The sequence below is a fragment of the Micromonospora sp. DT81.3 genome (assembly GCF_049847225.1).
In the GTDB taxonomy this organism is placed as follows: Bacteria; Actinomycetota; Actinomycetes; order Actinomycetales; family Microbacteriaceae; genus Microbacterium.
In genome coordinates this window covers 72,874-88,037 of sequence record NZ_JBNCNY010000004.1, presented here as the reverse complement: position 1 = coordinate 88,037, position 15,164 = coordinate 72,874, and the positions used below count along the sequence as shown (strand labels likewise).

The 15,164-nt window shown below is 69.1% G+C and carries 15 protein-coding genes; 7 read left to right on the top strand and 8 right to left on the bottom strand.

What is annotated here, in order from left to right:
• Positions 1-44: 44 nt before the first annotated feature.
• The 3 genes from ACPW96_RS10600 (at position 45) to ACPW96_RS10590 (ending at position 2,231) form a co-directional block, all read left to right on the top strand.
• Positions 45-482 carry a MarR family winged helix-turn-helix transcriptional regulator gene (locus ACPW96_RS10600; RefSeq protein WP_425883051.1) on the top strand — a complete coding sequence of 146 codons (438 nt, stop codon included), beginning with the start codon at positions 45-47 and terminating at the stop codon, positions 480-482.
• Between the two features lie 168 nt (positions 483-650).
• Positions 651-1,571: an AEC family transporter gene (locus ACPW96_RS10595; RefSeq protein ID WP_425883050.1), complete on the top strand. Its 921-nt coding sequence runs from the start codon at positions 651-653 to the stop codon at positions 1,569-1,571.
• A 93-nt stretch (positions 1,572-1,664) separates the two neighbouring features.
• Complete coding sequence (locus ACPW96_RS10590) at positions 1,665-2,231, top strand: HdeD family acid-resistance protein (RefSeq protein ID WP_425818204.1); 567 nt, start codon at positions 1,665-1,667, stop codon at positions 2,229-2,231.
• A 74-nt stretch (positions 2,232-2,305) separates the two neighbouring features.
• On the opposite strand, the gene ACPW96_RS10585 is transcribed toward ACPW96_RS10590, so the two are convergent.
• Together ACPW96_RS10585 and ACPW96_RS10580 are read right to left on the bottom strand one after the other, a co-directional pair.
• Entirely contained in the window at positions 2,306-4,300 is a 1,995-nt protein-coding gene (locus tag ACPW96_RS10585; protein ID WP_425883048.1) for a prolyl oligopeptidase family serine peptidase, read from the bottom strand.
• 2 nt (positions 4,301-4,302) lie between these two features.
• The gene (locus ACPW96_RS10580) at positions 4,303-5,067 is read right to left on the bottom strand and encodes an SDR family oxidoreductase (protein WP_425818201.1); all 765 of its coding nucleotides are present in this window, start codon (positions 5,065-5,067) and stop codon (positions 4,303-4,305) included.
• Positions 5,068-5,240: 173 nt separating this feature from the next.
• Here ACPW96_RS10580 and ACPW96_RS10575 point away from each other — a divergent pair, with 173 nt between their 5' ends.
• The 4 genes from ACPW96_RS10575 to ACPW96_RS10560 all read left to right on the top strand — a co-directional run bounded on the left by ACPW96_RS10575 (position 5,241) and on the right by ACPW96_RS10560 (position 7,970).
• Positions 5,241-5,729, top strand: a complete 489-nt coding sequence (locus ACPW96_RS10575; RefSeq protein WP_425818199.1) for an NfeD family protein — start codon at positions 5,241-5,243, stop codon at positions 5,727-5,729.
• A 23-nt stretch (positions 5,730-5,752) separates the two neighbouring features.
• Entirely contained in the window at positions 5,753-6,673 is a 921-nt protein-coding gene (locus tag ACPW96_RS10570; protein WP_425883046.1) for an SPFH domain-containing protein, read from the top strand.
• Complete coding sequence (locus ACPW96_RS10565) at positions 6,670-7,461, top strand: glycerophosphodiester phosphodiesterase family protein (protein WP_425883044.1); 792 nt, start codon at positions 6,670-6,672, stop codon at positions 7,459-7,461. Before ACPW96_RS10570 ends, ACPW96_RS10565 begins: the two co-directional genes overlap by 4 nt.
• A 125-nt stretch (positions 7,462-7,586) precedes the next feature.
• Positions 7,587-7,970, top strand: a complete 384-nt coding sequence (locus ACPW96_RS10560) for an RNA polymerase-binding protein RbpA (protein WP_425818193.1) — start codon at positions 7,587-7,589, stop codon at positions 7,968-7,970.
• On the opposite strand, the gene lnt is transcribed toward ACPW96_RS10560, so the two are convergent.
• The 6 genes from lnt to ACPW96_RS10530 form a co-directional block, all read right to left on the bottom strand.
• Positions 7,967-9,526 (bottom strand): apolipoprotein N-acyltransferase, encoded by a 1,560-nt coding sequence (gene lnt / locus ACPW96_RS10555; protein WP_425883042.1) that lies wholly within the window; start codon positions 9,524-9,526, stop codon positions 7,967-7,969. The genes ACPW96_RS10560 and lnt overlap by 4 nt on opposite strands.
• A complete protein-coding gene (locus ACPW96_RS10550; protein ID WP_425818189.1) occupies positions 9,523-12,006 on the bottom strand; it encodes a DEAD/DEAH box helicase in 2,484 nt (827 codons plus the stop codon). Before ACPW96_RS10550 ends, lnt begins: the two co-directional genes overlap by 4 nt.
• Entirely contained in the window at positions 12,003-12,824 is an 822-nt protein-coding gene (gene tatC / locus ACPW96_RS10545) for a twin-arginine translocase subunit TatC (RefSeq protein ID WP_425883040.1), read from the bottom strand. The genes ACPW96_RS10550 and tatC overlap by 4 nt, the downstream gene beginning before the upstream one ends.
• A gap of 7 nt (positions 12,825-12,831) precedes the next feature.
• Positions 12,832-13,107, bottom strand: coding sequence for a Sec-independent protein translocase subunit TatA (gene tatA, locus ACPW96_RS10540; RefSeq protein WP_425883038.1), 276 nt, complete (start codon positions 13,105-13,107; stop codon positions 12,832-12,834).
• 78 nt (positions 13,108-13,185) lie between these two features.
• Entirely contained in the window at positions 13,186-14,145 is a 960-nt protein-coding gene (locus tag ACPW96_RS10535) for a helix-turn-helix transcriptional regulator (protein ID WP_425883036.1), read from the bottom strand.
• Positions 14,142-15,140, bottom strand: a complete 999-nt coding sequence (locus tag ACPW96_RS10530; RefSeq protein ID WP_425818182.1) for a helix-turn-helix transcriptional regulator — start codon at positions 15,138-15,140, stop codon at positions 14,142-14,144. Before ACPW96_RS10530 ends, ACPW96_RS10535 begins: the two co-directional genes overlap by 4 nt.
• Positions 15,141-15,164 lie beyond the last annotated feature (24 nt).

The window sequence follows — 15,164 nt, the reverse complement described above, 5'->3', positions numbered from 1 at the left end:
GGATGCCGGTGGAAGAGTCAACGCGGGACGCATCGATTCAGCGCATGGCAGACGTCATGCGCAATTTCATGGCGCGAGCGGTGCTCTTCCAGGATGCCGTTGCACGCTACGGCGGCATCAACAGCACCGACATGCAGGCGGTGGGCCTGCTGATGAGCGAGGGCCCGGCGACACCGGGGGAACTGGCCGAGCGCACGGGCATGACCGCCGGAGGGGCGATCACCGCCGTCATCGACCGCCTGGAGCGGGCGGGTTACGTCACCCGCCAGCGCGACGGGGCGGACCGCCGCCGGGTCATCGTCACGGCGGTGCCCGAGACGGTTCTGGCGAAGGTGGGGCCGATCTACGGACGAATCGCGGCACGCTGGGCCGACTACCTGGAGACGCTGAGCGACGAGCAGCTCCAGTTCGCCGAGGAGCTCTTCACGCGCGCCACGGAGATCAATCGTGAAGAGACCCAGGCGTTGCGGGGGACGCCTTAGTTCGCCCGTTGCACGACGTGATTCTCCTCGAACTGACATAATGCGCATTATCGGCAATTGCGCGAATGGCCGCGCAACGATGAACCCCTAGGCTCGGAGCATGACATCGCGCCGCCGCGACCGCGGCGTCCGCCTTGCGGTTCGCTTCCTGAGATCCCCGGGTCTGCCATGATCGGCGTGTTCACCGGATTCGTCGTCGTGGGACTCGCGATCGTCGTGGGCTACATCCTCGGACGGCTCGACCTGCTCGGCGAGCACGCGCGCTTCGTGCTGAGCCGCCTGACGTTCTTCGTGCTGTCGCCCTTCCTGCTCTTCGTCGTGCTGGCCGGCGCGGACGTCCGGACGCTCTTCTCGTCGCTGCTGCCGGTGTCGGCACTCGCGGCGATCGTCGTGTTCGCCGTGCAGGCCGTGTTCAGTGGCCTCCTGTGGCGCCGCGGACTGGGCGACACCGTGGTGGCGGCGCTCTCGAGCGGAATGGTCAACTCGAACAACATCGGCATCCCGATCTCGCTCTACCTGCTCGGCAACGCCGCCTACTCGGCTCCCGTGATCCTCGTGCAGCTGCTCGTCTTCATGCCGATCTCGCTGGCACTGCTGGATGCCGCCACCTCAGGAGCGAAGTCGTTCGGGCGCATCATGCGTCAGACGGTGCGCAACCCGATGCTGATCGGCTCCGCACTCGGCGTGCTGGTGTCGCTGTCCGGCATCGAGCTGCCGCCCATCGCGCTCGATCCGCTCACGCTCATCGCCAACGCGTGCGTGCCGATCATGCTGATCAGCTACGGCATCTCGCTGCACGGCCAGCGCGTGCTGACCTCGGCGGGAAGTCGTCGCGACATCGTGCTCGCGACCGCGCTGAAGCTGATCGCGATGCCTGTCGTGGCGTGGGCGCTCGGTGCCTTCGTCTTCCACCTCTCCCCCACCGGCGTGCTGATCGTCGTCGTGCTCGCGAGCCTTCCCACCGCCCAGAACGTCTTCAACTACGCGCAGAGGTACGACGTCGGCGAGACGATCGCCCGCGACACGATCTTCCTGACCACGATCGGCTGCATCCCCGTGCTGCTGCTCGTATCCGTGCTCTTATCGTGATGTGACGCGCCACTGAAATGTGCGGGGGCGCCACGCCGGGAAGGCGTAATCTGAGGGACGCCACTCACAGTAAATTCCCAGAAAGGCACTTTCATGTCCTCTGCAACCCCCCGCTCTGAGGATACGGCGGCCCTCAACGGCATCCGTACCGCCCTCGGTCTCGGCGGAGTGATCTCCCTCATCGTCGGTATCGCGATCCTGGTCTGGCCGGGCAAGTCCGCGGTCGTCGTCACGGCGATCATCGCCGTCTACGTCATCGCCGCCGGCCTGGTGTACGCCGGTCTCGGGATCTTCTCCAAGAACAAGCGCGGCTGGTCCCGCCTCGGCCACATCGTGCTCGGCATCCTGTTCATCATCGCCGGCGTGGTCGCATTCGCGAACCTGAGTCAGACGGCCGCGTGGTTCGCGACCTTCGCGGGCATCCTCGTGGGTATCCTCTGGATCGTCGAAGGCGTGGTGGCCCTCTCGACCCTCGGGGACGCCCGATCGAAGGGCTGGACCGTCTTCTTCGCGATCATCAGCATCATCGCCGGTATCGCACTGCTCTTCTCCCCCCTCTACGGGGCGGCGGTCCTCTGGTGGCTGCTCGGCATCGGGCTCGTCGTGCTCGGCATCATCCAGATCGTGCGCGCGTTCACGTTCGGCAACAGCCGGGCCTGACCGAGGCACGCACGCAGAAGGGCCCGGGACGTGTACCGGGCCCTTCTGCGTGAGCGTATGGGGCGCTCGTGGTATCAGGCGCGAGCCGGCAGCTTGCGCGCCCACCAGTCCAGCACCGCGTCGAAGCGCTCCAGACGGTGCCGGGGCTGCCCGGACCGCGTCAGCTCGTGATTCTCGCCGGGGAAGATCAGCAGTTCCGCATCCACGCCGTTGCGCTTCAGGGCCGAGTAGTACCGCGTCGCCTGCTCGAGCGGGCAGCGGAAGTCCAGCTCGGAATGAAGGACGAGCGTGGGGGTCCGCACCTTGCCCACCACCGCCATGGGACTCTGCCGCTGCATCGCCTCCGAGTCGATCCCGACGTATTCGTCGCCGAAGAACGATCCGATGTCGCTGGTGCCCTGGAAGGACACGGGGTCGAGGAATCCCCGCTCCACGATGGCGCCGGCGAAGCGGTTCTCGTGCCCGATCACCCACGCGGTCAGGTAGCCCCCGTACGACCCGCCCATCACGCCGACGCGCGCGCCGTCCAGCCTGTCGTCCGACGCGACCGCGCCGTCCAGGAAGTCGAGAACGTCCGCGAAGTCGACGGTCCCCATGGCCTGGCGGATGCTGCGGCCATGCTCGCGTCCATACCCGGCGGAGCCGCGCGGGTTGCAGTAGGCGACGGCGTAGCCGGCGTCCACCAGGGTCTGCACCTCGTCGAAGGGGTGGATGCCGTACGTGGCATACGGACCGCCGTGGATCATGAGGATGACGGGGTGCGGCCCCTCGCCGTCGGGCACCGCCACCCAGCCGTGCACCGGGTAGCCGTCGCGTCCGTCGATCGTCAGCTCGCGCACGGGAGCCAGCCGCGCGCGCCGCAGCTCCGCCCCGAAGTCGGTCAGCGGGCGGACGGAGCCGTTCTCGACGAGCACGAGCTCGCCGAACGTGTCGGGCCGGGCCAGCGTCGCCACGATGCGTTCACCCGCGGCATCCTGGCCACCGACCTCGACGTCTCCGCCGATCACCGCCGCAGACTCGCCGGCACGCGTGATCCGCAGAAGGTGCACCCGGCCGCGCGTGCGATTCTGCACGAGGAAGTCGTCGCCGAGAGGCGTGATGTGACTGCCCACCTCGCCGAGATCGACGGTGTCGGCATCGGTGATCCGTCGGGGACCGCCCTCCTCGAGCAGCCACAGTGCCACGCCCGGCGCGACGAAATCGATGCCCTCGGCGCCGACGTCCGAGGCGAGCACGGCGATCGCGCCGTCCTCGGCGACCACGACATCCGACAAAGACAGGTTCGCCGTGCGGCCGAGAACCTCGCGCTCGCCCGAGCCGTCGACGCGCACCGCCACCAGCCGCGAGCGGAGATCCCGGCGGTGCCCCTCGATCTCATCGACCACGGTCAGCACCTCGGAGCCGTCGGGCGAGAAGACGACGCTGCCGTGATCGGCCACGCCGGACGTGACCTGGATGGACTCCGCGGGGACGGCCGGCTTCTTCGGCGCCTGGGCACCCTCCGGCAGCACGGACGAAGCAGGGGCGTAGAGCGGCTCCGCCCCGACATCCGGCACATCCACGACGAAGACCTGCGCGGGCCGGTCGGCGATGTACCCGAGACCGTTGGCGTGCCACCGGATGCCCGTGATGCGCCGAGGCGCCTCGGCGTCGGCATCCAGCCCTTCCACGGAGCCGTAGCGCCCCTTCTCGGGCACACGCGCCGAATAGGCCAGGCGCGCTCCGTCCGGCGCCCAGTCGAAGGAGCCCACCCCCAGCGGCTGGTCGGTGACCTGCACCGGCTCTCCCCCGGCGGCGGCGACGACATGCAGCTGCGGCCGCTTCTTCTCGTCGCCACGCAGGAACGCCACGAGACCGCCATCGGGCGCGAGCCGCGGTGACGAATCCGCGACGCCCCGCGTGAGGCGGCGCGGTGCTCCCGGCTCGTCGAGCTCCACGCGCCACAGCTGACCGACGTTCCGGTTCGCGGCGGCATCCGGGCGCGACGTCGCGAAGATCGCGAACGATCCGTCGGGCGCGACCGTGGGCCGGGAGACGGAGACCAGCTTGTCGATGTCGGCGGGGCGCATCGTCACCTTCCTTCGAAGTCGCTCGTGTCGCCGACGAGACGGGTGTTGCCGGCCGGCACGGGTTCGACGGCGGCCAGCGCGACCTCCCTGGCGAACTCGTCGACGTTGTAGAGCTTGCCGGCCGCGTCGCGACGTCCGGCGATCGCCCCCGGGTTCGCCCGCTCGAGCAGCGTCGCCGTGATGGTGCCCTCGATCATGTCGCCCGAGACGACCACGAATTCGATTCCGCGCCCCTCGAGTTCGGGGATCAGGGCGCGGAGCGCGTCCTCGCCCGCTCGCTTCGAGAGAGCCACCGGGAGGTACTCGGGCATCGTCGGCGTCGTCTCGATGAAGTGCGCCTGGTGGCTGGTGACGAAGACCACCCGAGAGCCGTCGCCGAGCAGCGGCAGCGCCGTCTGCAGCACGTTCACCTGAGCGTCGCGGTTGAGCTTCAGCGCGTAATCCTCGGCCATGCCCGACTCCATGCCTCCGGAGGCATTCAGCACCAGGATGTCGAGCTTTCCGTACTCGCGCCGCACCTCGTCGAACATGTCCGCGACGGATGCCGGATCGGTGAGATCGGCGCCGACCACGAGAGCGCGGACCCCCGTCTCGCGCAGCTGCGCGGCGAGCTTCTCGGCCCGCGGCGCCTTGTTGCGGAAGTTGATGACGACGTCGGCGCCCGCCGCCGCGAGGTGGCGGACGGTGTCGGCTCCGATCCCTCGGGACGACCCCGTGACGAGCGCGGTCCTGCCGCTCAGCGATCCTGGTGCAAGGGACTCGGACACGGGTGACTCCTCGGTTTCTCGTACGCGGTCGCGCCCCTCCGAGGTGCTCGCGAGGGGCCCTTCGACCCTACCAACCGGCACCGCCGAGGCCACTTCGGAACGGGCTCCGGCGGCCTCGGATCCCGTCCTCCGAAAGGACCACCGTGATAGGTTCGAGAGCAGGGAGGCACACCGTGGAGCTCATCCAGACCATCGAACAGTACGCATGGATCGGGTGGCTCGTCCTGATCGCCGCCTTCCTCATCATCGAGATGCTCACCCTCGATTTCACCTTCCTGATGCTCGGCATCGGAGGGATCGTCGGACTTCTGTCAGACCTTCTGGGAGCGCCCGTCTGGCTGCAGGTGATCATCGCGGCCCTGGCGGCCGCCGTGCTGCTGTTCACCATCCGTCCACCGCTCCTGCGACGACTGCGCCGCGGTGAGGACCCCGCGAAGAGCAACGTGGAGGCCCTGATCGGCCTTCACGGGCAGGTCATCTCGACGGTCTCCCGCCTGAGCGGACAGGTGAAGCTCAGCAACGGCGATGTCTGGACCGCTCGCACCCATGGCCACGAACTTCCCCCCGCCACCTCCGTGACCGTCGCGGCCATCGACGGCGCGACCGCCCTGGTGACGCCGGCCGAGGGCGCCATCACCTCCGAGAGCGAGCCACAGCTGTGAGAACCGCCGCAAGCGTGACCGAAGTGACGCAGTACATCCCCACGGTGATCGGGTGGGTGCTGGCCCTCGCGGTCTTCGTCTTCGTGCTGGTCATCATCGTGCGCTCCATCCGGATCATCCCGCAGGCCACGGCGGGCGTCGTCGAGCGCCTCGGCCGGTACCACAAGACTCTGATGCCCGGACTGAACCTCCTCGTGCCCTTCATCGACCGGGTGCGCCCGCTCATCGACATGCGTGAACAGGTGGTCTCGTTCCCGCCCCAGCCCGTCATCACCGAGGACAACCTGGTCGTCTCGATCGACACCGTCGTCTACTTCCAGGTCACCGATGCCCGCGCCGCCACCTACGAGATCGCCAACTACCTCGGCGCCGTCGAGCAGCTCACCACCACGACGCTGCGAAACGTGGTCGGCGGGCTCAATCTCGAAGAGGCCCTCACCAGTCGCGACAACATCAACGGGCAGCTGCGTGTCGTTCTCGACGAGGCCACGGGGAAGTGGGGCATCCGGGTCGGCCGCGTCGAGCTGAAGGCGATCGACCCGCCGCACAGCATCCAGGACTCCATGGAGAAGCAGATGCGCGCCGAGCGGGACCGCCGGGCGCTCATCCTCACCGCAGAGGGGACGAAGCAGTCCGCGATCCTCACGGCGGAGGGACAGCGGCAGGCGGAGATCCTGAAGGCGGAGGGCGACAAGCAGGCCGCCGTCCTTCGAGCTCAGGGCGAGTCCGAAGCCATCGAGATGGTGTTCAACGCCATCCACCGGGGCGACGCCGACGAGAAGCTGCTCGCCTACCAGTACCTCCAGACGCTGCCGAAGATCGCCGACAGCGCCTCGAGCAAACTGTGGATCGTGCCCAGCGAGCTCACCGATGCGCTCAAGGGCATCGCCGGCGGCTTCTCGGCGCAGCGCGACGAGAACAGGCCTCCCCCTCCCCTCGCGTGAGCCCCCATCCCTACCTGGCCGGAGCCGCGCTCCCCCGGGTGCTGGCGCATCGCGGGCTGGTGACGGCGGATGCCGCGAGTCACGGCATCGCGGAGAACTCCTTCGCCGCCGTGGCCGCCGCCCACGCCGCCGGAGCCCTTTACATCGAGTCGGACTGCCATCGCACAGTCGACGGCACGGTCGTGCTGTTCCACGATCCGGGCCTCGAGCGCGTGACCGGCGACCGGCGGCTGGTCTCCGAGGTGACCGAGCGAGAGCTCGAGCAGCTGATGGCGCCGCGGGGTGGTCTGATCACCCTCGCGCAGGCATTGGACGCCTTTCCCGGCGTGCGGTTCAACCTCGATGTCAAGGCGGCCGACGCCGCGCCGTCGGTCGGGCGCATCGTCGCGCCGCACGCCGATCGGGTCCTGGTGACGAGCTTCTCCGATGCCCGCCGCCGCGCCGCCGTGGACGCCGCCGTCGACGCCGGTGCCGGCATCCGCCCCGCCACGTCGGCGGGGAGCCGCACCATCCTGGATGTGGTGATGGCCGTTTCGCTGCGCTCGCGTCCGCTCGCGGTACGAGCTTTGGAGGGCATCGACGCGCTCCAGATCCCCGAACGCCATGGGCGGCTGCGCCTGCTCACGCCCCGCCTGCTCGACGTGGCGCACGCCCTGGGCGTAGAGGTTCACGTGTGGACGGTGAACGACGTGGATCAGATGCGACGGCTCGTCGACATGGGGGTCGATGCCGTCGTCACCGACCGAGCAGACGCGGCGCTCCGTGCCTTCGGAGGGCCCGCATTGTAGATCGCGGATGCGGCTGCCACAAGGGCTGCTGTGCATTGACTGGGAAAGGGCGGAAAATGGCCGCAGTTCGGATGATGCGCTCAGACTAGGACGTTATACCTGGGTAGCGACGAGAGGACCACACAATGGCAGACCGCAGTTTGCGCGGCATCCGACTCGGTGCCCAGAGCTTACAGAGCGAAGAGGGCGTCGTGTTCATGGAGCGCACCCAACACATCTACGCCTGCACGGTGTGCGGGCGCGACACCACCCTGACCTTCGCGGCCGACGCCGAGGCGCCCGAGACGTGGGAGTGCCGCACGTGCGGTGCCGAAGCGGTTCTCCGCATCGGGGAAGGCACGGCGGTCATCGACCACAGCGAGGACAAGATTCCCCGCACCCACTGGGACATGCTGCTCGAGCGCCGCAGCCGCGCCGAGCTCGAGGAGCTGCTCGAAGAGCGCCTCGCCTTCATCCGCGCCCGTCGAGGCGCCGGTGAAGACGTCACGGCGGAGAAGATCGGCGCCTAGACCAGCGCATCGTTCAGAGACGCCGGCCCTTTCGGGGCCGGCGTCTCTTTGCGTGCGCGGAGGCGGACGGTGAGGCCCAGCGCGACCAGCGCCGCGACGCTCCCCCACCCGATCAGCACCTGCACCCACGGCCCGAGCAGCACCGCCGGCGTGAGGCCCGTGCGGAGCTCGACATCCGTCAGCATCTGGCCCGCCTCGCCCGCCGGCAGCGTGTCGAGGGTGATGCCGTCGGGGCCGATGACCTGGCTCGTTCCCACGGTCGAGATGTTCACCACGGATCGGCCGGTCTCGATGGCCCGCATCCGGGCGAAGGCGAGCTGCTGCAGGTTCTCGTCGGTGTCACGGAAGTCGGCGTTGTTCGTCTGGAACATGTAGACCTGGGCGCCGTCGCGGGCGCCCTCCCAGATGACGCCGTCGTAGATCACGTCGAAGCAGATCGCCAGGCCGATCCCGACGCCGTCGAGGTCGATCAGCGGCGGGTTCGTGCCCGGCGTGTACTCCCGCTGGATGAGGCCGATCAGGTCGGGGGCGAGGGCCTCGAAGAACGGCCGATCGGGCACGTACTCCCCCATCGGCACGGGGTTGCGCTTGTCGTGCAGCTGCACCGCACCCTCCCCGCCGACCCAGAGCATCGACGTGTTGAAGATGTCCTCTCGGCGGGTGGTGGCCGCGTTGACGAGCAGCGGCGCGCCCACCCGTTCCGCCAGCGCATCCAGCACGCTCGCGGTCGCTTCGTTGCGGAGCGGATCCGAGTCGATGCCACCCTCGGGCCACAGCAGCACGTCGAGGTCCTCGCCGAACAGCGGAACGGACGCATCGACCTGAGCCTGCAGCACGGCGTTCTGCGCTCGCTCATCGAAGTAGCCGGACGGGCCGTTCCCCTGCGCGCTGCCGACCCGCAGCTCGCCCGCCGTGGACGTCTGCCACGCGGGAGTGGCGAGCACCAGCAGCGCGAGGACGCCGGAGGGCAGCGCCGTGCGCAGGTCCTTGAACTGCGCGTTGCGCCCCCACTCGATCGCCGCGGCGCAGAGCGCGACCATCAGAAACGTCAGCCCGGCCACGCCCAGCCAGGACACGACGTGCGCCAAGGGGCTCTCGGACTGGCTCATGCCCAGGCGCGCCCATGGGAAGCCGGTGTACGGCCATGACCCCATGAACAGCTCGCGCGCGGTCCAGAGTCCGGCGACCAGCAGCGGCAGCAGCGTGAGCTGCGCCCAGCGGGCCGGAAGCGCCCGCGGCATCCAGCGGTACGCCAGAGTTATCGGGATGGCGCCCAGTCCCATGAAGAGCGTCTCGAGCCCGCCCAGCGCGAACCACGGGACGACGCCGAGGTAGCGGGTGATCCACGCGATGTGCACGAAGTAGAAGAACGCGCCGAAGACGAGGCCGACCGCCAGGGATCCCCAGGCGCTCCGCCCGATGAGCGTGAGCAGAGACATCGTCACGCCGATGAAGGCGACGGGCCATGCCCCGACGGACGGATACGCCATATCGAGGATCGGGCCGGCGGCGGCCGCAACGAGCAGCGCCGCCCACAGCGGCAGAAGCGGCTTCATACGCTCGAGTAGGCCACGATGCCGCGGCGCACGGCGTCGAGGGCCTTCCGGGCCGTCCGGCCGAGGTTGCCGTCCTCGGCGACGATGGAGAGCTGATCGAGCAGATCGATGGTCTGCTTCGCCCACCGCACGAAGTCGCCGGCGGCCATGTCGGCCTCGTCGAGCACCCGGTCCAGCGGCATGCCCTTCGCCCAGGAGTGCATCGCCTGCGCGAGTCCGGCGGATGGGGCCTCCGACCCTGGCAGGTGGTGGTCCTGCTCGAGGTCGTCGAGGCGGGCCCACAGCTCGAGCGTCTCGTTGAGCGCGACGCGGAACGGGCCGCGCGGCCACCCGCGCTCGTCGGGCCCTGCCTCGTCCCGCCGCGGTTCGTAGACCAGGCAGCAGGCGACCGCCGCAAGGGATGCGGCATCCAGGCTCTTCCAGAGTCCGAGCCGCAGGGACTCCGCCACGAGCAGGTCGCGCTCCCCGTAGATGCGGCGCATCGTGCGACCCGCTGGCGTCAGGCTCGTCGCGCCCTCGTCGTCGATGCGCACGTAGTCGAGGGCCTGCAGCACATCGACCACGCGATCGAAGATCCGCGCGACCGTACCGGTGCGCTGCTCGATCTGGCTGCGTGTCTTGTCGACCTGGCGCTTGAGCTTCCAGTACCGCTCGGCCCAGCGGGCGTGCTGCTCCCGGTCGGGACACTGATGGCACGGATGCCGCTGCATCCGCTTGCGAAGCGTGGCGATCTGCTGCTGGCGGCGCTCCCGGGTTCCGCGCGATACGCCGGCGTCGACCCGGTTCTGCTTCTCGAGATCGCTCAGCTCGCGGCGGATGCCCGAGTACTCGGCGAAGTCGCCGCGGTCGCAGGTCATCGCCTTTGCATAGCCCTCGAGGGACTCCTCCCCCTCGCGCACCTGACGGGCGAGCCCCACGACCGCGCGGTCGGCCTGGAACTGTGCGAAGGACGACTCGAGGATCTCCCTCGCTCTCGGACGCCCGAACCGGTCGATGAGGTTGACCGCCATGTTGTACGTCGGCCGGAAGCTGGAGTTGAGCGGATACGTCCGCCGAGAGGCGAGGGCAGCGACCTGCTGAGGATCGACGCCCTCGGTCCACTGCACGACGGCATGGCCCTCGACGTCGATGCCGCGCCGGCCGGCCCGGCCGGTGAGCTGGGTGTACTCGCCCGACGTGATCGCGACCCGCGCTTCGCCGTTGAACTTCTCGAGCTTCTCGAGCACGACGGTGCGCGCCGGCATGTTGATGCCGAGGGCCAGCGTCTCGGTGGCGAACACCACCTTCACGAGCTTGCGCTTGAACAGCTCCTCGACGACCTCCTTGAAGGCCGGCAGCAGACCGGCGTGGTGTGCGGCCACTCCCCGCTCGAGGTTCTCCCGCCACTCCCAGAAGCCGAGCACGGCGAGGTCCTCGTCGTGCAGGGCACGGGTGCGCTCCTCGATGATCTCCCGGATCTCGGTGCGCTCCTCCTGAGAGGTCAGCCGCACACCGGCGCGGCGCACCTGCTGCACAGCGCCCTCGCATCCGGCGCGGGAGAAGATGAAGAAGATGGCGGGAAGGAGGTTGGCGCGGGCCAGCAGCTCCACCACGTCCGGCCGATCGAGCCGCTCGATGCGCTGCACGTTTCCCGGCCGGACCGGGCGGCGCCCGCCCCGGTTCGGACGACGGCTCACCTCTCCGAGCTGCCGTCGGCTGTTCGCGTTCTGAACGCGCCGGTTCTCCTCGAAGTTCTGGCCCTTGAAGGACCGGATGCGCATGAGCTCCTGGTTGACCTGCGCCGTGGCGACGCCCGCGCGGTCATCGAAGAGGGGCAGCAGGTCGCCTCGCACGAGCACATGCTGCTCGAGCGGCACGGGCCTGATCTCGGAGACGATCACCTCGGTGTCGCCCCGGACGGTGTCGAGCCAGTCGCCGAACTCCTCGGCGTTCGACACGGTCGCGCTGAGCGAGACGAGCCGCACGGACTGCGGCAGGTGGATGATGATCTCCTCCCACACCGCGCCGCGAAAACGGTCGGCGAGATAGTGCACCTCGTCCATCACCACGAAACGCAGGCCGCGGAGTGCCGACGAATCGGCGTACAGCATGTTGCGCAGCACCTCGGTCGTCATGACCACGATGCGCGCGTTGCCGTTGATGTTGGTGTCACCCGTGAGAAGGCCGACGTTCTCGGCGCCGTACACGTCCTGGAGTTCGCGGAACTTCTGGTTCGAGAGCGCCTTGATCGGCGTCGTGTAGAACGCCTTGTCGCCATCGGCGAGCATCGCCAGGTGCACTGCGAACTCGCCGACGATCGTCTTGCCGGCACCGGTCGGCGCCGCGACCAGCACGCTGCGCCCCTCTTCGAGCGCGCGGCACGCCTCCACCTGGAAGGGGTCGAGCGAGAACCTCTGGGCCTCGGCGAACTTCGCGGTGATCGGATGCCGGCGGCCCTCGCTCGCGGCCGCGTAGCGCTCCGCGGGCGACGGCGTGCTCACGCCGGAGGTCCGTCGGCCAGGAGCTTCTGCTCGCGCTTGGATCGGCGCCGGTCGAAGAGCAGTGCCACACCCACGGCGGCGAAGTACAGCACCACCATGATGCCCGCGAGCATGAGCATCGACACCACGTCCGCCGCGGGGGTCGCCATCGCGGCGAACAGCGTGATCACGAGCACGGCGACCCGCCACCCCTTGAGGATCGCGATGCCGCTCATGATCCCGGCGAGGTTGAGCAGCACCAGGAACACGGGAAGCACGAACGAGACGCCGACGACGAGCAGCAGCTTGAGCACGAAGTCGTAGTAGTACGTGGTGTCGTAGAACAGGCTTCCGCCGTCCGGCACGAAGGTCGCCATCAGCTCCACGATGTGCGGCACGATCAGCCAGCCGACGTAGGTGCCCGCGAAGAACAGCGGAATCGCGGCGCCGAGGAAGCCCCACGTGTAGCGGGTCTCCTTCCGCGTCAGGCCGGGCATGACGAAGAGCCAAATCTGCGACAGCCAGACGGGCGCGGAGAGGATGAGCCCCACCACGACCGAGATGCGGATGCGCAGCTCGAAACCGCTCGTGACCGTCGTGAACATCAGAGCGACCTGGTCCGCATCGCCGCGCGATTCGGCCACGAGGCGGATGGGGTCGGTCAGCACCTGGATGATGGCGTCCGTGACGATGAACGCGATCACCATGCCGGCGATGAGTCCGAGCACCGAGATCAGCAGGCGGCGCCGCAGTTCCACCAGATGCGCGCCGAGTGACATGCGCTTGTCGCGCCGAGGGACCTCCGGCTGAGGCACGCCTAGGGGGTTGGCCGTGGCCACGGCCACCCTACTGCTTGGATTCGGCGGTTCCGCCGGACGAGTCGGCGGGCGCGCGCACGGGCGTCCCGGGCGTCGGCGTTCCCGTCGCACTGGGAGTCGCGGGTGCCTCTACGGACTGGGCGGTCGTCGCGTCATCCTCTTTCATCGCCTTCATCTCGCCCTTGAAGACGCGCGCGGACTGACCCATGCTCTTGGCCAGAGCGGGAAGCTTCGCTGCGCCGAAGAGCAGCAGGATGACCGCCAGGACGATCAGAAGGTGCCATCCGGTGAGTCCTTGCCACATGGTCGTTTCCTTTCGCGGGCGTACCGACAGTCTAACGCTCCGCCCCGGCGCCGCCGCCGTTGCAGCCCTGTGTACGGTCTATGAATACTGCGCGAGCCCGGCCTCTGCCCACTCGACGGCGGCGACTCTGGCCGCCTCCGGCTCTTCGATGACCACCGCTCCGCCTCGTCGCGCGGCGAGGCGCTTCAGCGCCTGCTCGTCCGCGACGCGGAGTGTTGCGGACGAACGCCCCGCGCCCTGCTCGACCACCGCGTGATCGAGATACTGCCCGAGCAGCGGTGCCAGGTGGTTCGGGTAGGTCACGCGGATCTCGAGGTCTCCCCCGTCTCCCGAGAAGACCTGGGTCTCCGGGTCATCGTGCCGGCCGGACGGGATGTCGGTGACGACGAGGTCGCTGACGCGATCGAGATGGAACGTGCGGATGTCCTGCCTCATGTGGCACCAGCCACGCAGGTACCACTGCGCGTCGTTGATCAGCACCCGCACGGGGTCGACGGTGCGCGTCGTCGCCGATGCCGCATCCGGCCGCCGGTAGGTGAACGACACGGCGACGCCCCGGTCGAGGGCATCCATGACCGCCTCCCGCACCTCGTCGACCGGGTCGGCGGTGAGCACCAGCTCGGCGGGCGGCGCGCCGGCGCCGCGCGCGAGCTTGGCGATGAGCCCGGCCACGACGCCCCGGCTCGCGACGCCCGGAAGGGACTGCGCGAGCTGAAGTCCCGCGAGCAGGGCCGCGGCCTCACGGGATGTCAGGCGAGGGGCGCGCTCGAAGGCGACGATGTGGTCGAGGTCGAGGGCGAGCTCGTCGTGCTCGTCGAGCAGGTCCCAGTCGATCCCGAAGAGGTCGTTGTCCATGCCGCTCGGGAGGCCGATCAGCGTGAGACCCTCGGCCATCTTGCGCATGACCTGCGGCGAGACATCGAAGTCGGCCGCCGCTTTGGCGACCGGCACCGGCCCCTTCTCGATCAGATAGGGCACCAGGGTCATGACGATCGAGACGCGGTCGGACGTGAGCAGCGCCGGCTTCTGACCGTTCACGGGGCACCTCCGATGGTGTGGGCAGCGGCGTGGGCATCGATGGTGCGCCGGAGCCGCGCGATGACCTCGTGGCGCAGGCCGGCGGGCTCGAGCACGCGGACCTCGGGACCGTACGAGGCCAGTTCGTCGGCCAGCACGTGCACGTCGACGAACGGGACGTGCACGGTGGCGCCGTCGACGGTCCCCCGCCGCAGGCGCAGCGCGGCCTCGGTGTCCGGGCGCACCTCGAGCACCGCGATGTTGCGGCGGGCGACATCCTGCAGCCCCTCCTCGGCACGGGTCCCAGCGCCCTCCCGGAGCGAGGGGTCGAAGGTCTCCCTCGTCACCTCGACCGGCCCGACGATGCGCGTCAGCAGGAAGGTGCGCTCCTCCTCGATGTCGAGGTCGATGCCGAACACGTGCCACCGGCCCTCGAACTCGATCAGGGCCAGCGGGGCGACGCGGCGCACCCGAGGCGCGTCGTCGCCGGGCTTGACGTAGGAGAACCGCACGACGCGCGACTGCTCGTGCGCCGTCTGCAGGGCGGCGAACGAGGGATCGCGAAGGCTCACGCGCGGCGCGTAGCCGATGATGGGCTCATCGACGTCGATGCCGAGCGAGCGGATCTTGCGGAGCGCGCTCCGCGCATCGGTCGACATCGAGCTCTGGCTCCACACCGCCCCTGCGAGATTCAGCACGGCGACCTCGGCGGGAGTGAAGACGATGTCCTCGGGCAGCACGTAGTCCGTCTTTGGGATGAGATAGCGCGCCTCGCGCAGGTCGTCCGGGTCGGCGTTGTCGCCGAGGGTCTGGATCGGCACGCCGAGGCGGCGGAGCTCGTCCTTGTCGCGCTCGAACATCTTCTCGAGGGCGTCGGCGCTGGCACCTTCCGATCGCTTCTCGCGGTACCCCGAGACGCTCGAGAGGACCTGCTCCTTGGTGAGCCCGTAACGGCTCGCCATCAGGGCGACCGTGAGGCTCAGCAGGCGCTCCTCAGGAGGGATCTTGGTGGGCACGACCCCATCCTAGGACGGGCCTCG